The sequence below is a fragment of the Cupriavidus lacunae genome (assembly GCF_003353055.1).
Lineage (GTDB): Bacteria > Pseudomonadota > Gammaproteobacteria > Burkholderiales > Burkholderiaceae > Cupriavidus > Cupriavidus lacunae.
This window is the reverse complement of sequence record NZ_QKWJ01000129.1, coordinates 1-14800: the sequence shown is the minus strand read 5'-3', so window position 1 is coordinate 14800 and position 14800 is coordinate 1. Positions and strand designations below refer to the sequence as shown.

Genomic DNA, 14800 nt, shown 5'->3' with positions numbered 1-14800 from the left:
TTGCAGCGCAAAGCCTTTGCGCTGCTCGGCATTGACCCCGCCTGTTCCCAGTAGCCAGCCTCTGCCGCTTGAAAATCTCCCGGCGTTTCAATGGGTTAGATTGGTCACTGATTCAAACTTCGGTTTAGTCGAGGGTCATGTGCGAATCGCGAACGATCTTGCCGAGGCGGTTCTTCTCAGTCTCGATAAATCGCGTGAAATCCGCACGGGTGCCGGTTTCCGGGCGATAGCCATACCTTTCCAGCTGTGCCCGGAGGTCGCTATCGCCCCGGAACGCCACAAGCATCGCCTGGGCGACGCGATCCATGATCTGCGCAGGCGTTCCCTTCGGGGCGTAGATCCCGCCCCAGTGCTGCATACGAATGGCGGGGAACCCCTCCTCGGCTGACGTGGGGACATCCGGAAGTGCCAGAGCGCGTTTGTCGTCCGTTACAGACAATCGGCTTGAGCTTGCCGCCACGCACGAAGCCCAAAACGCCGATAGGCGACTCCGAGGCAAGATCGATCTGGCCCCCGATCTTGGGCTGTTCACGATGTACGAGGCGCATCAATTGGCGCGCCAATCCCGATGTGGAAACAACTGACTGGAGAGCCCGTCGCAGGAAAGCCGCACACCGGGTTCGGAGGGAGGGGACGGCGAAAGCCGTTTCCTACCCCTATCCAGTGGCCGGATTCGGCCATGCAAGGTGAGGACGCCGGCCGGCGCATCCCGGCCCCTCTCTCGGCCATTTGCCATCCCCGGATCGAATCTGTTTCGTCCGAAGCCGCTGCTCCATATGCAGCACCCCTATGAAGCATTTACTTGGTTCCGCCCAGCTCCATGATCATCCGCGACAGCAGATAGAGCCGAGGCACCACGCTGTCGACCTCAGCGTATTCCTCGGGCGTATGAATGCCGCCACCGACGATGCCGAAACCGTCGAGCGTCGGTGTGCCGACGCCAGCGGACAGGCTCGAATCGGCGGCGCCTCCGCTACCCTCAAGCGTGAGCTTGCGTCCAATTTCGCTATAGATGGCTTGCGCCTTGGCCGCTAGCTGGTCCGAAGCTGCGTTGCGCGGCATCGGGGGGAAGCCGCGTACCAGCGAGGTCTTCACTTCCGTACCGGGGACCAGCTTGTCGGCCGACACGCGCGCCAGGTCGCGCTCCACGCGGTCGAATTCCTCGGGCACCGCCACGCGCAAGTCTGCGTAGGCGGTGGCATGATCTGGGATGACGTTGGTGGCATCACCTGCCTTGAGCACGGTGATGTTGAAGGTCGTCTGCTTGGCGCTGTCTCCCAGTTTGCCGAGCTGCAGCACCTGGTGCGCCAGTTCGGTGGCGGCGTTGCGGCCCGACTCGGGAGCGACGCCCGCATGTGCCGCCTTGCCCTTCACGTCGATCTCCGCCGTGCCACTGCCCTTGCGCCACACGACAAGCCCGTCTGCGGGGCGACCCGGCTCCAGGTTGAGGGTGACGTCATGCTGCCTGGCCTCGCGTTCGATCAAGGCACGCGTGCCCTTGGAGCCGGTTTCCTCATTGGTGTTGAGTAGCAGCGTGACCTGCCCGTACTGTCTGAAGTCGAGCTGCTGCAGAATCTTCATCGCGTACAACCCCGCGACGATACCGCCCTTGTCGTCCATCACGCCGGGGCCGTAGGCGCGCTTGTCCTTGATGTAGAACGGCTTGGCGCGGGCGGTGCCGTCCTTGAAGACGGTGTCCATGTGGGCCATCAGCAGGATGCGCGCCTTCCCGGTGCCCTTCCACGTGGCGAGGATGTTGTTGCCCACAGCCGGTGTTGCGGAGACCGTTTCCACCTTGGCTCCGGCCTTGCGCAGTTCGTCGGCGACGATGGTGCCGATCTGGCTGAGCCCGGCCTCATTGCCGGTGCCCGAGTCGATGTTGACCAGGCGCTCAAGCAGATGCAGCGCCTCGCCACGATAGCTCTCGGCAGCGGAAAGGACCTTGGGGTTCGCGTCAGCGGCAGTGGACAGACGTGCGGTACACAACAACAGCGCTGCAAAGGCAAGGCGGGATGATTTCATGTGGGACGTTGGTAGTGGAGCGGCATAGCAGCCGTTATACACGAGATCAGCATAGGCCTCCCCCGGTCCACCCGTGGGGGACCTGCTTCCACCGCCTCTCGATTTCCGACTCTACAGCAGCAGTGAGCTCAGCGTAGGTCCAGGTCTTCTGTTCGGTGGTGGCAATCGTTGGTCTTGCGCGGCTGCCGGCAGGTGGGACGGATAAGGCGGGTAGCCGGCGACGTCGGCACCTATTCATCGACCGCCGCCCATCCCACTGTCGCTTTGGCGTCGTTGAACCGCTTCAGAGCAACGGACAGCAGCTCCGCTCTGGGTGTCTTATTCGCCGTGCGGGTACATACTGCCGGGTGCGGAGCGCGCTGCCAGAGGGCGGCCGCTGGCTACCATGCAGCGATCGGCGCGCACACCGATGGCGGGAGAAGACGGGGTCACGGGGTTCTCCTGGAAAGCAGTGAAAGCGAATCCTCAGCGCCACAGCAGCACGGCGCACAGCGTGGACACCGTCAGGCCGGCCAGCACCGGCAGCAGCAACGCGCGTACGACGTCGAACACCGGCACGCGGGCAAAGCCCGCCACGGCGATCAGCGAGGACCAGGCGATCAGGGTGCCGCCGCCGGTCCAGACGGCGCCCATCTGGCCCACCGCCGCCAGCGTGGCCGGATCGAAACCGACCACCGGGCCCAGCGCGCCGGCCAGGGTGCCGGTGAGCGGCAGGCCGGCAAAGCCGGAGCCGTCGATGCCGGTGATCATGCCCACGAGCAGCACGCCGAAGCCGACCAGCACGTGGTTGTCCGGGATCATGTGCTGGTAGGCCTGGATCAGCTCGAACAGCAGGCTGGGCGCCTTGCCCTGGGCAACACCGAGGATCTGCGCGGCGGTCTCGCCGGCGCCGACAAAGAAGAAGCCGGCGATCGGCAGCACCGAGCCCATCGCCTTGAAGGCAAAGACGAAGCCATCGGTGATGTGCCTGGCGCTGACATCGAGCATGCGGCGCGGGCCCTCGGCCGCCAGCGTGACGAGAATCATCAGCAGCGCCGCGGTGCCGCCCACCAGTGCGGCAGCCTCGCCGCCCCGGGGCCCGCCCAAGCTGGCGCCCAGCTTGCGGCTCACCAAGGCGGCGATCACCGCGCCGAAGGCCAGTGGCGTCAGCAGGGCAAACAGCCTTGACCAACGCTCCAGCCTTGCGTCGCCGACGGCCGTGGCCGCGCCGCTGGTGCCGTGCGCGTGCCGTGCCTTGTCGAAGTTGCCACCATGGTCAACGGCTTCCACCGCAGCCGCCGCGCCGCCGTCCGCCGTGCGACCCTGCCAGCGCGTCAGCAGGCTCGGGGAGGGCGGGCGGATCTGCTTGCGGACCGAGACATAGGCCAACACCAGCGCCACGCTGCCGGTGATCAGCGACAGCAGCAGCGCGCGCTCGGCCACCGCGGCGGCGCTGACGGCGGCGCCGGCGGCAGCGGCCGCCTTGGCGCTGATGCCCGGGGCCACGCCGATCACATAGTCCGAGGACAGCGCCATGCCCTGCCCAGCGATGGCGATCGCCATCGCCCCGGCCAGCGGGGGCAGGCCGGCGGCGATCGCGGCCGGCAGCAGGATCGTCGAGACCAGGGGCACGGCCGGCGTCGGCCAGAAGAACAGCGAAATCGCGTAGGTGATCGCAGCCAGGATGAAGTAGGCGGTGTGCCCGTTCTTCATCACCATCCGGAACGGCTCCACCATGCGGATATCAGAGCGCAGCGCCTTGAGAGCGTTGAGCAGCGCGGTCATCAGTGCGATCACCAGGAAGATGTTGAACAACTCGCGCGCGGCCACCAGGCTGGCGTTGAAGACGCTGGCCAGCGCGCTGACCGGGCTGCGGCTCCAGGCCAGCGCGACCAGGAAGGTCGCAAGGATCGATGGCACGACCACGTTGGCGCGCAGTACCATCGTCAGCACGATGGCGAGCACGCCGGCGAGGTAGGCCCAATGGGCCGGGCCGAGCGCGATGTCTGCTTGCATGGGGGCTTGTCTCCAGAACGGCGGGGCGGGGCAGCCGGTCTCGCGATCTCGTGATGAAGCAGGAACCGCCATCGTAGCCGGCCCGCGTGCCGCGCCGCAACAGCCGCCGTGCCGCGTCCGCCCCGAACATGCCGTGCAGTGTCTCAGGCGCCCTGTTCGGCCGCTGCCGCCAGTTCCACGCGTGCGCTTGCGGCGCCCGCGCCGTTGCCCGCACGCTTTTCTTCCCACAGCAACAAGCACTAAATGAGCAGGCATTGGTTCCAGCACCCGGTTCGCCAGATGAGCACAGCCGCCGCTTGTCCAAGGCAGGAACGGCCCTTGGTGCGCTGGTCAAGGACAGCGGCGCTACAGCCCAATAGGAATGCCTGGAAGGCATCTCACGTTCCTCTCTGGCGTGCATTTCTTCGGGCTTGTGCGAAGCCCCTTGCCCAGGGTCCGCGTCAGAGGACTCTTCCCGCCCATCCGGCATCTCGTTGGTCAATGGCCGAATCGGCTGAAGAAATCTATCGTGCCATCTCTGAGGCGCTCGATAGCTCGCAGATCGCCCGGATCGAAGCGTTGTTTAACGGTCAGGTTGGCAAATCGGAGACCGCGCCAAAACGGCGGCAAACCACCAGACCACTGCCGAGAGGCCAATGAGGCACCTACAATGCGCGCATGGCTTCCGATCCTGGGTCGGCGACCTCCGTCCTTCAACTTCGAATTGCTCTGCGCGGCCTGAGCCCGCCGGTTTGGCGACGCGTCCTCGTACCTGAGCACTTGACGCTCGGACAATTGCACACTGTCCTCCAGATAGTCATGGGCTGGGCCGACGAACATCTGCAAGTTTGCAGCGTTGATGTCGTATGGTCTGACCGTCAACGTCCTGCAAGAGGTATTGCCGCTCGATCATGTGCTGGCAGCCAGCTCGATCCGGCGCCAGGTCACCACGCTCGGTCGCCGGCTGGAAGCGGAACAAGCCACCGACGCCCGGCAGCAGGCGGAGGTGGCGGCGAGCGTCGGTTCGCCCGACATCCCGGAGCCCAGTCCGGTCCGCGCCGTCGGCATTGACGGCGGCTACCTTCGGTTGGCCGGCCACCGGCGCCGCCAGGACGGCTGGTTTGAAGTGATCGTCGGGAAGTCCCTGCGGGATCAGGATGGCGGGCATAGTTTCGCCTACGTGCACAAGCTGGAGCACCGGCCGGCCGGCCGATCGTATGTGGAACTTCCTGCTACGAGAAGGTGTGCAACCCAGTCAGCCGGTCACCTTCCTGTCGGACGGCGGCGATACCGTACGGTTTGCCCAACTCGGCTTTGGTGACCGCGGTGAGTACGTCCTCGATTGGTTCCACATCGCCATGCGGATACAGAACCTCGAACAGATGATCAAGGGCCGGCCGGCACACTGTGACGGTCCTAGCAACGCTAGCCTTGATCAAGGCGCTGCATGGCGCCAAGTGGCACCTGTGGCACGGCTGCCCCCATCCGGCGTTGCGCCGACTGGAAAGCCTGGGCTTGGATCTGGACGCTGAGGCCAGCCCCGAAGAAGCCAAACTCCTTGGCAAGCTCGAGGAGTTCATCGTCTACCTCGACAACACGTGAACTACGGTGACCGCTATCGGCATGGGGAGCCCATTGCATCAGGTTTTGTCGAGTCAGCCGTCAACCAAGTGGTCAGCAAGCGGTTCGTCAAACGGCAGCAGATGGCCTTGCGGCCTCGGCACGCGCACAACCTGCTGCAAATCCGGACCGCCGTGCTCAATAACCGGCTCCGGTCGTACGTTGAGCGATGGTATCCGTCCATCGCCGGAGAGCAAGGCCACCGCCTTGCCGCTTAGTCAGCCCCTGGTTTGGCGCGCTCCCATGGGAAAGCGCATCAGGCGATCCACGGCAGCGTAAGACCCGGCCTCTGGCCACGGCTTCTGTAGCGCTTGGCATGAAATGCAAAGTCGATGGAATCTGTTGCAAAGCGCCGGCACGCGCCCGGTTCTACATTGGTCTCCATACGCGGCGCACCTCGCGCCGCCCTTGACCCAGGAGACCAAAGCTGTGGAAAAAATTGTCCGGATGTACGAGATCGGCGGGCCGGAAGTGCTGCGCTATGAAAGCACTGAAGTGGGCGACCCCGGCCCCGGCCAGGTACGCATCCGCCACGTGGCGGTTGGCCTGAACTATGCCGATACGTATTTCCGCAACGGGACTTACCGCGTGCCGCTGCCCTCGGGCGTGGGCGTGGAAGCGGCTGGCGTGGTGCGGGCGATCGGCCCGGACGTCACCAATGTTGCCGTCGGCGATCGCGTGACCTACACCGGCTTCATCAATACCCTGGGCGCGTACAGCACCTCGCGCCTGGTGCCCGCCGCAGCGCTGATCCGCCTGCCTGAGACGATCAGCTTCGAGACCGCGGCGGCCATGACCATGCGCGGGCTGACCTCGGCTTACCTGATGCGCCGCATCCACGCCTTCAAGGCAGGCGACAGCATCCTGCTGCACGCCGCGGCCGGTGGCGTGGGTCTGATCGTTTCGCAGTGGGCCAAGCTGCTGGGCCTGACGGTGATCGGTACGGTTTCCTCCGAAGCCAAGGCCGAGGTGGCGCGGGCGCACGGCTGCGATCATGTCATCAACTACGGCCATGAAGACGTGGCGGAGCGGGTGCGCGCGCTGACCGATGGCGTCGGCGTGTCGGTGGTGTTCGACAGCGTGGGCAAGTCGACCTTCATGGCGTCGCTGGATTCGCTCAAGCGGCGCGGCACCATGGTGTGCGTAGGCACCGCCTCGGGCCCGATTCCTCCGTTCGACCCGGTGCTGCTGGCCATGAAGGGCTCGTTGTTCCTGACTCGTCCTGCGCTGGCGGACTACATCGCCGACCCGGCCGAAAAGGCCGAACTGGCCGGCGAACTGTTCGATCACGTCGGCGCGGGCCGTATCCGCATCGAGATCAACCAGCGCTATGCCCTGGAAGATGCGGTGCAGGCACACCAAGACCTGGAGTCGCGCAAGACCACAGGCTCTTCGATCTTCGTCATCTGAGGCAACGCCATGCAAGTCCAACAAACTACCTGCGCGCTTGGCGCCGAACTGAGTGGTGTCGACCTGGCCGATGCGATTCGCGACGACGGCCTGTTTGCCGAGATCCGCGCCTTGCTGCTGAAGCACCGCGTTCTGTTCCTGCGCAACCAGCAGTTCAGCCGCGCCGAACATGTCACCTTTGCGCGGCGCTTTGGCGAGCTGGAAGACCATCCCGTTGCCGGCAGCGATCCCGAGCACCCGGGCCTGGTCCGCATCTACAAGACCCCGGACCAGCCCAACGACCGCTACGAGAACGCCTGGCACTCCGATGCCACCTGGCGCGAAGCCCCGCAGTTCGGCGCCGTGCTGCGCTGCGTGGAATGCCCGCCGGTTGGCGGCGACACCATGTGGGCCAATATGGCACTTGCCTATGAGCGCCTGCCTGCGTACATCAAGGAGCAGATCGCCGACCTGCGCGCACGCCACAGCATCGAGGCCTCTTTTGGCGCGGCGATGCCGATCGAGAAGCGCCTGGCGCTGAAGGCCCAGTATCCCGACGCGGAACACCCGGTGGTGCGCACGCACCCGGATACCGGCGAGAAGATCCTCTATGTGAACGCCTTCACCACGCATTTCACCAACTACCACACGCCTGGGCGGGTGCGCTCCGGCCAGGACGCCAATCCGGGCGCGGGCGACCTGCTGCGCTACCTGGTCAGCCAGGCGTATATCCCCGAATACCAGGTGCGCTGGCGCTGGGAACCCAACTGCGTGGCGATCTGGGACAACACCGCCACCCAGCACTACGCCGTGATGGACTATCCACCTTGCCACCGCAAGATGGAGCGCGCGGGCATTATCGGCAGCAAGCCGTACTGATGGACAAGGCAGGACAAGCAATGCAAGACAACCTGATTACGGCCGCACAGTCGGCCTACGCTTACCCGCTGCTGGTCAAGCAGCTCCTGATCAACTCGGTCAGTCTCTACGGCGACCAGGAGATCAGCTACCGCGGCCAGATGCGCTACACCTTCCGCGATTTCCGCGGCCGCATCGGCCAGCTGGCGTCGGCGCTCACCGCGCTCGGTGCCGGGCACGGGACCACCGTGGCGGTGATGGACTGGGACAGCCATCGCTACCTGGAATGCTACTTCGGCGTACCCATGATGGGCGCGACGCTGTTCACGGTGAACGTGCGGCTGTCGCCCCAGCAGATCCTGTACACGCTGAACGACGCCGGCGCGGACGTCGTGCTGTTCCATCCGGACTTCGCGCCGGTGCTCGAGCAGATCCGCGGCGAGCTGACCTGCAACCCGCGCTTCGTGCTGATGGCCGACGGCCAGGACGCACCGGCGCTGACCTTGCCGCTGGCGGGGGAGTATGAGGCGCTGCTCGACGACGCGTCGCCAGACTTCGAGTTCAGGGACTTCGACGAGAACACCAAGGCCGCGACCTTCTACACCACCGGCACCACCGGCGATCCCAAGGGCGTCTGCTACAGCCACCGCGAGATCGTGCTGCACACGCTGGCATCGGCAACCAGCCTGTGTTCGCCGCGCGAGGGCCAGCGCATGCATCGTGAAGACGTCTATATGCCGATCACGCCGATGTTCCACGTGCTGGCATGGGGCATCCCGTACATTGCCATGATGCTGGGCCTGCGTACCGTACTGCCGGGCCGCTACGCCCCGGATGCGCTGCTGAAGCTGCGCGAGACCGAGAAAGTCACCTTCTCGCACTGCGTGCCGACCATCCTGCAGATGCTGCTGCAGTCCGCGCAGGGCAGCGCGCAGGACCTGTCGGGCTGGAAGATCATCATCGGCGGCTCGGCGCTGCCGCCCGCGCTGTGCGAGGCGGCGCTGGCGCGGGGCATCGACATCTTTGCCGGCTACGGCATGTCCGAGACCGGCCCGATCGTGTCGCTGGCCCAGATTCCGCCGGGTTGTACGCCCAGGGACCGCGCCGAGGAAGTCCGCATGCGCTGCTCGACCGGTCGCCCGGTGACGCTGGTGGACTACCGCATTGTCAGCGAAGACATGCAGGACTTGCCGCGCGACGGCAAGAGCCGCGGCGAGATCGTGCTGCGCGCGCCGTTCCTGACCAAGGGCTATTTCGGCAAGCCGCAAGCGTCGGAAGACCTGTGGTCGGGCGGCTTCCTGCATACCCAGGATGTCGCGGTGATGGGCGAGGACGGCTTCGTGCAGATCGTCGACCGTATCAAGGACGTCATCAAGACCGGCGGCGAATGGGTGTCTTCCATTGAAGTGGAGAACCTGATCACGGAGGTGCCGGGGGTGCAGGAATGCGCCGTGATCGGCGTGCCGGATGCGAAGTGGGGCGAGCGGCCGATGGCCTTCGTGGTGCGCAAGGCGGGCGCCGAAGTCAAGGCCGAGCAGATCCGCGACCAGCTGATGGCGCACGCGGATTCGCGCCGGATCAGCAAGTATGCCGTGCCGGAGGCCGAGCGCATCACCTTCATTGAAGCGATCCCGAAGACCAGTGTCGGCAAGATCAACAAGAAGCAGCTGCGCGAAGACGCAGCCTGAAGGGTAGTAAAGGGAATTCGCGGCAGTCCTCGGGCGGGGACTGCCGCTTTTTTTTTTGCTTTATCGCCGATCGTTATTTCGCCGAGCGGTTCGAGTGCCATGAGGAAGAACGCCTTGCTCGCTGCATAGTCGCTGACTCCTGCATGAGCCCGGCGTTTGCGAGAGACCGCTGTTATGGCCGAACTCGGCCTTTTATCCCTTGGTGAGCGAATCATCGCCGAATCCCGCACTTGCCGCTGTTATCGTTGCCATGCAACAACAGCGACAGGAAGGTGCAGGTGGCTTTGACTGATATTACGGCCCGGCTTCGCTGCCGGGAGGGGTATAGCTTGCGCGATGGCTGGGAGAGAACCCGCAACGGTGAGTTTTCTTGCGTGCGTCACGGGCAAAAGCAAAACGCCTCCCGAAGGAGGCGCACAGGCTGCCGGCGAGTGGCCGGGGTCAGGGCTGGATATTGAAGGTCTTCACGATCGCCGCATTGCGCTCAAACTCGGCATTCAGGGACTGGCTCAGTTCCGACAGCGTCTGCTCGCGCATCGGCTCATAGCTCAATGCCTGCATCCGTTCCTGCACCTTGGGCGTTGCCGCCGCCTTGTAAGTGGCGGCCTGGATCTTCTGCGCCAGCTCTGCGGGCACGCGCGCCGAGGCAATCACGCCGACCCAGTTGCTGAACTCCACATCCGGATAACCCAGCTCCGCGAAGGTCGGCACCTGGGGCAGCAGCGGCGAGCGGTTCTTTGAAGCCACCGCATAGGCTTGCAGCTTGCCGGCCTTGATCATCGGCAGCGAGGTCACCATGCCGTCGTACATCAGCGCGATCTGGCCGCCCATCACCTGGGCCAGCGCCGGCGAGGAGCCGGCAAAGGGAACGTGCGCAAGGTCGAGGCCGGCCTTCTGGTTCATGATCACGCCGGCATAGTGGGATGCGGTGCCGGCGCTGTAGGAAGCAAAGCTCAGCTTGCCAGGGTTGGCATGCACGTAGTTCACCATGCTCTTGAAGTCCTTGGCGGGCAGGGCCGGCGCGCCCACCAGCAGCAGGCGCGAGCGTGCCACCGCGGCCACGGGCCGGATATCCTTCATCGTGTTGTACGGCGTCTTGAGCACGTGGGGGACTTCAGTCAGCACATTGGTGGCCGTCACCATGATGGTCTGGCCGTCGGGCGGTGCCTGCAGCATGGCGCTGATCGCGATGCCGCCGCCGGCGCCCGGCTTGTTGTCGACCACGACCGGCTGGCCGAGGTCCTGCGACAGCTGGTCGGCCAGAAGGCGGGCAATCACGTCCATGGTGCCGCCGGCAGGGGCCGGCACCAGCATGCGTACGGGCTTGTTGGTCCACGCCATGGCCGAGGGCATGGACAGGGCCATGACGGCGCTGACGGCGGCCAGAACGGCGTGGCGCAGGCGAAAAAGGGCAGGGCGTTGAGGCATCTGTGTCTCCGTTGAAAGTCTAGGGTATGGATACGCCCATGCCTGCCTTCTTGTCGGGGGCAGTTACACGGGATATTGCAGAAAAATCGAGGCGTGGGCGCAATGCCGCCGTCGCCAGGGTGTTCAGGCGGTGGCCCGGGTGGCGCGCTGCTTCGCGCGCGCCAGCGCGTGCAGCATGGCTTCCAGCAGCGCGGCGGGAGGCCGCGCGCCAGACACCCTGCGGGTGCCGTCGAAGATAAAGTGCGGCACGCCTAGTCCGGCCCGCAAGACCGGTTCTTGCGGGCCGCCGAGTGACGGCAGCCAGTCCAGGTCACGGTGTGCATCCGCATCGGGTTGAGCCGGGACCTGATCCGGAATCGCGACGCCGCAGGTCGCGGCGGCCTGTCGCAGCACGCGCGGATCACCGATGTTCTCGGCGCGCAGGAAGTAGCGCGTGAACAGTTCGTCGATCAGCGCAGCGGCCGCGTCTGCCCCTGCCTGTTGCCGGGCAAGGCGTACCAGGCGATGGGCCAGCAGGGTGTTCGGGAAGGTCTCGATGCGATCCAGTGCCAGCGTGAGGCCGGCATCTTGTGCCGCGGCACAGACCTGTGCCTGGCGTGCCGCCACTGCCTGGGGGCTGCCCAGGCGTGCCACATAGAAGTCGCGGTAGGGCAGGCCGGCCGGCGGCATGGCCGGAATCAGCGGATAAGAACGCCATTCCACCTGCACGGCGACGTCCGGACGCTCCCGCCCGAGCAAGGCGATGGCGCTTTCCAGGTGCTTCTTGCCGATCAGGCACCAGGGACAGATCAGGTCGAAATAGGCCTCGACCGAGAGCGTGGATGGATGGTTCATGGCAGCAGCTTCAAGACGCCAGCCGGCGAGCCCGGCGCAGGCCGCAGCAGGCTGTGGAATATCAGGGGGTGGGCGCCGGGGCGCGGCTGTGCCACGACTGGCGCGCCGGCAGCGAAGCCATGACCTCGGCGCGCTCTGCGTCGGTCATCTGCGCCCAGCGGCCGATCTCGACCGGAGTCCTGCCGCAGCCTTGGCAATACTTGCCAGCGAGGTCCATGCGGCAGATGTTCAGGCACGGATTGATGACGGAGAGGGGCGGGTTCATGGCTTGCAAGGTAAGTTGGACGACGGTGCGGCGGCAGGCGCTTGCGCCCGCAGCCGCACCGGTGCGCGCGTCAGGCCGCGCGCAGGGGCAGGTTCTTCTGGCCGGCCTTGCGGTTCGGCGCCATGCCGTGCGCGGCCAGGGTTTCGTCGGCGCTGTCGTACCAGGTGCCGATGCGGTAGATCTCGCGGGCTTCCTTGCCCGAGGCGATCTCGCGGCCCAGTTCCTTGGCCACGCGCACGCACTGCTCGATCTGCTGCACGGAAGTCATGCGGTTGCCGTGCTGGTCGATGATGGTGTCCTCGATGCCGCAGCGCGGGTGCAGGCCCATCGACATCGCCATCATGTTGAACGGCAGCACGTTCTTCAGCAGCGATTCCGCGGTCAGGGTGCAACCGTCCGGCGCGCGGTGCACGAAGTTGAAGAAGTTGAACGGGTTGGGACCGTCGAAGCCGCCGCCGATGCCGATCCAGGTCAGGTTCAGCGGGCCCTTGTAGTGGCCTGCGCGCACCATGCGCTCCAGCGTTTCCATGGCATGGATGCCGGTGAGCTGGAAGTGCGGCTGGATGCCTGAGTTGCTCAGGCGGCGCAGGTGCTCTTCCACCCAGCCCGGTCCGGCCGGCACCGTCATTTCGCGGTAGGCAGCCTGGTAGGCTGGATGCTCCAGCGAGGTACCCTTCAGGTATTCGGGGTACAGCAGCTCCATGATGTTCATCTGCGTGGTGTTGATCGCCACGGTCACCTGGTCCGGCTTCGGGTCCAGTTCAGCCAGCATGTGGCGGGTATCGTCCGACAACCACTTGGCCGCCTGGCCGTCGTCTTCCGGCGCGAAGGAGATGGAGCCGCCCACCTGGATGATCATGTCCGGCACCGCGGCGCGCACGCCGGCGATCAGTTCGTTGAACTTGGACAGGCGCTTGGAGCCCTTGCCGTCCAGTTCGCGCACGTGCAGGTGCAGCACGGTGGCGCCGGCGTTGTAGCAATCCACGGCCTTCTGGATTTGATCTTCCATCGTCACCGGAATATCTTCCGGGAAATCCGCGGGCATCCACTCGGGGCCGTACGGCGCCACGGTGATGACCACCTTGTCCTGGTTTTCGGGGTGCAGGGAATCGTCGAGGAATTGCACAGTTGCTCCTGGTATGTTGTGGGCGGACCGCCTGGATTTCCGCCTGCCTGGCGGTCGCGTTTGCGGTATCAAGTTCAGTGGCTGAAGTATCGTGTATCGACACGCGGCGATTTGACGATCCGGGACGAACGATTTACATTTCGGGACAGTCAGGGAAAACACGATGTCCTACTACCTTCGCAGCGCCAGCCTCACCAACTATGTGGAAGTCGCCCGCGCGGTAGGGCTCGACCCGCACCAGCAACTGCGCGCGGCCAGGATCGGCCGCGACGTCCTGCTCGACCCCGATATCCGCATCCCGGCGGGGCTGGTGGGCCGCTTGCTGGATGCCTCGGCGCGCGCTTCGCAGGCGGACGACTTCGGCCTGCGCATGGCGGAGTTGCGCCAGTTCTCCAACCTCGGGCCGCTGGCCTTCGTGGTGCGCGAGCAGCCCACGCTGCGCCGGGCGCTGGAGTCCATGGTGCTTTACATGGGCCTGCAGAATGAGGCGCTCGCGATGCGCCTGGAAGAGGCCGAAGGCCTGGTGATGATCCGGCTGCAGATCCTGAGCGAGCAGCCCGGCACGCTGCGCCAGGCCACTGACCTGGCCGTCGGGGTGATGTACCGCATGCTCAGCCTGTTTCTCGGGCCGAGCTGGCGGCCGCGCAGCATCTGCTTCACGCATGCCGCGCCCGCCAGCCTGGCTACCTTGGCGCGCGTGTTCGGCATGCCGGCGTTGTTCAACCAGGACTTTGACGGCATCGTCTGCGTGGCATCGGACCTGGACGCGCCGCTGCCTTCCTATGACCCGGTGATGGTGGGGCAGGTGCAGCGTTATCTCGGCACCTTGCTCGCGCAGGCAAACAGCACCATGGCGGACAAGGTGCGCAAGCTGGTCTACGTGCTGCTGCCGGGCGGCATGTGCTCGGTTGATCGCGTGGCGCAGCATCTTGGCGTGGACCGCCGCACGGTACACCGGCGCCTGTTGCAGGAGGGCACCACGTATTCGCAGATCCTCAATGAGGCGCGCGCGGGGCTGGTGATCGGCTATATCGAAAACCCCGGGCGCGCGCTGTCGGAAGTGGCCACGCTGCTGGGTTTTTCGTCCTTGAGCGCGTTCTCGCGCTGGTTCAGCGGGCAGTTCGGCTGCAGCGTGTCGAAGTGGCGCGCGCAGCAGCAGGGACAAGAGCGGGTGCCCGAAGCCGCAAGCCACGCGCAGGGATTGCTCTAGGGCCTGTCCACCTATAAAACGTACGCGCGTTGGCCCGAGCCGGGGTCAGCTACGCGAAGGGCGTCGCCGCAAAGGGTCATTCCCTTTGCAAGGCGCCCGACAAAGTAGATGGCCCCGCCTCGGGCCAACCCGCAGGGCAAGGGGGATACGCGGCGCATGGCGTCGTTGCCAGCCGCTTGTTTGGAATGACCAAGCGGCGCGACTGGCGCCTAGCCCTGCGCCGCGTATCCCCCTTGCGCGCGCACGTTTTATATGTGAACAGGCCCTTCTATGAGGGCGAGGGTGTCAACCCCCCTTACAGTATTGGATTTCAGCATAGGAATGTCTGGCGCGATACTCTCTCCTTGCAAGCCATTACTTTTCGTTCGCGGACTGACGCGGCACGA

General features: G+C 65.4%; 11 protein-coding genes and 2 pseudogenes. 6 read left to right on the top strand and 7 right to left on the bottom strand.

Annotated elements, in window-relative coordinates; genetic code table 11:
- Nucleotides 1-124: 124 nt before the first annotated feature.
- The 3 genes from DN412_RS40070 to DN412_RS40060 form a co-directional block, all read right to left on the bottom strand.
- On the bottom strand, nt 125-460 hold the full coding sequence (locus DN412_RS40070) for a tripartite tricarboxylate transporter substrate-binding protein (RefSeq protein ID WP_244223060.1): 336 nt from the start codon (nt 458-460) through the stop codon (nt 125-127).
- Nucleotides 461-798: 338 nt separating this feature from the next.
- Nucleotides 799-2022, bottom strand: coding sequence for a M20/M25/M40 family metallo-hydrolase (locus DN412_RS40065; protein WP_115216593.1), 1224 nt, complete (start codon nt 2020-2022; stop codon nt 799-801).
- A gap of 465 nt (nt 2023-2487) precedes the next feature.
- Nucleotides 2488-4017 carry a hypothetical protein gene (locus DN412_RS40060; RefSeq protein WP_115216592.1) on the bottom strand — a complete coding sequence of 510 codons (1530 nt, stop codon included), beginning with the start codon at nt 4015-4017 and terminating at the stop codon, nt 2488-2490.
- Between the two features lie 657 nt (nt 4018-4674).
- Between DN412_RS40060 and DN412_RS46145 the strand changes: the two are divergent.
- The 5 genes and pseudogenes from DN412_RS46145 to DN412_RS40025 all read left to right on the top strand — a co-directional run.
- Nucleotides 4675-4785: pseudogene (locus DN412_RS46145) on the top strand (hypothetical protein); the annotation flags it as partial.
- Between the two features lie 55 nt (nt 4786-4840).
- A pseudogene (locus DN412_RS45240) lies at nt 4841-5834 on the top strand (ISKra4-like element ISBte1 family transposase); the annotation flags it as partial.
- A 211-nt stretch (nt 5835-6045) separates the two neighbouring features.
- Nucleotides 6046-7026, top strand: coding sequence for a quinone oxidoreductase family protein (locus tag DN412_RS40035; RefSeq protein WP_115216590.1), 981 nt, complete (start codon nt 6046-6048; stop codon nt 7024-7026).
- A 9-nt stretch (nt 7027-7035) separates the two neighbouring features.
- Nucleotides 7036-7884, top strand: a complete 849-nt coding sequence (locus tag DN412_RS40030) for a TauD/TfdA dioxygenase family protein (protein WP_115216589.1) — start codon at nt 7036-7038, stop codon at nt 7882-7884.
- A 20-nt stretch (nt 7885-7904) separates the two neighbouring features.
- A complete protein-coding gene (locus DN412_RS40025) occupies nt 7905-9551 on the top strand; it encodes a fatty acid--CoA ligase (RefSeq protein ID WP_115216595.1) in 1647 nt (548 codons plus the stop codon).
- A gap of 441 nt (nt 9552-9992) precedes the next feature.
- On the opposite strand, the gene DN412_RS40020 is transcribed toward DN412_RS40025, so the two are convergent.
- The 4 genes from DN412_RS40020 to DN412_RS40005 form a co-directional block, all read right to left on the bottom strand.
- Nucleotides 9993-10979: a Bug family tripartite tricarboxylate transporter substrate binding protein gene (locus DN412_RS40020; RefSeq protein WP_115216588.1), complete on the bottom strand. Its 987-nt coding sequence runs from the start codon at nt 10977-10979 to the stop codon at nt 9993-9995.
- A 123-nt stretch (nt 10980-11102) separates the two neighbouring features.
- A complete protein-coding gene (locus DN412_RS40015; protein WP_115216587.1) occupies nt 11103-11813 on the bottom strand; it encodes a DsbA family oxidoreductase in 711 nt (236 codons plus the stop codon).
- Between the two features lie 61 nt (nt 11814-11874).
- Nucleotides 11875-12078, bottom strand: coding sequence for a DUF1289 domain-containing protein (locus tag DN412_RS40010; RefSeq protein WP_115216586.1), 204 nt, complete (start codon nt 12076-12078; stop codon nt 11875-11877).
- 70 nt (nt 12079-12148) lie between these two features.
- Nucleotides 12149-13204, bottom strand: a complete 1056-nt coding sequence (locus DN412_RS40005; protein WP_115216585.1) for a beta-keto acid cleavage family enzyme — start codon at nt 13202-13204, stop codon at nt 12149-12151.
- A 163-nt stretch (nt 13205-13367) separates the two neighbouring features.
- Here DN412_RS40005 and DN412_RS40000 point away from each other — a divergent pair, with 163 nt between their 5' ends.
- Nucleotides 13368-14414 carry an AraC family transcriptional regulator gene (locus tag DN412_RS40000; protein ID WP_115216584.1) on the top strand — a complete coding sequence of 349 codons (1047 nt, stop codon included), beginning with the start codon at nt 13368-13370 and terminating at the stop codon, nt 14412-14414.
- Nucleotides 14415-14800 lie beyond the last annotated feature (386 nt).

Excerpts from the sequence above, each read along its gene's own strand:
- DN412_RS40030 (WP_115216589.1), top strand. The coding sequence starts at position 7,036 with ATGCAAGTCCAACAAACTACCTGCGCGCTTGGCGCCGAACTGAGTGGT.
- DN412_RS40010 (WP_115216586.1), bottom strand. The coding sequence starts at position 12,078 with ATGAACCCGCCCCTCTCCGTCATCAATCCGTGCCTGAACATCTGCCGC.
- DN412_RS40025 (WP_115216595.1), top strand. The coding sequence starts at position 7,905 with ATGCAAGACAACCTGATTACGGCCGCACAGTCGGCCTACGCTTACCCG.
- DN412_RS40060 (WP_115216592.1), bottom strand. The coding sequence starts at position 4,017 with ATGCAAGCAGACATCGCGCTCGGCCCGGCCCATTGGGCCTACCTCGCC.
- DN412_RS40065 (WP_115216593.1), bottom strand. The coding sequence starts at position 2,022 with ATGAAATCATCCCGCCTTGCCTTTGCAGCGCTGTTGTTGTGTACCGCA.
- DN412_RS40015 (WP_115216587.1), bottom strand. The coding sequence starts at position 11,813 with ATGAACCATCCATCCACGCTCTCGGTCGAGGCCTATTTCGACCTGATC.
- DN412_RS40000 (WP_115216584.1), top strand. The coding sequence starts at position 13,368 with ATGTCCTACTACCTTCGCAGCGCCAGCCTCACCAACTATGTGGAAGTC.
- DN412_RS40020 (WP_115216588.1), bottom strand. The coding sequence starts at position 10,979 with ATGCCTCAACGCCCTGCCCTTTTTCGCCTGCGCCACGCCGTTCTGGCC.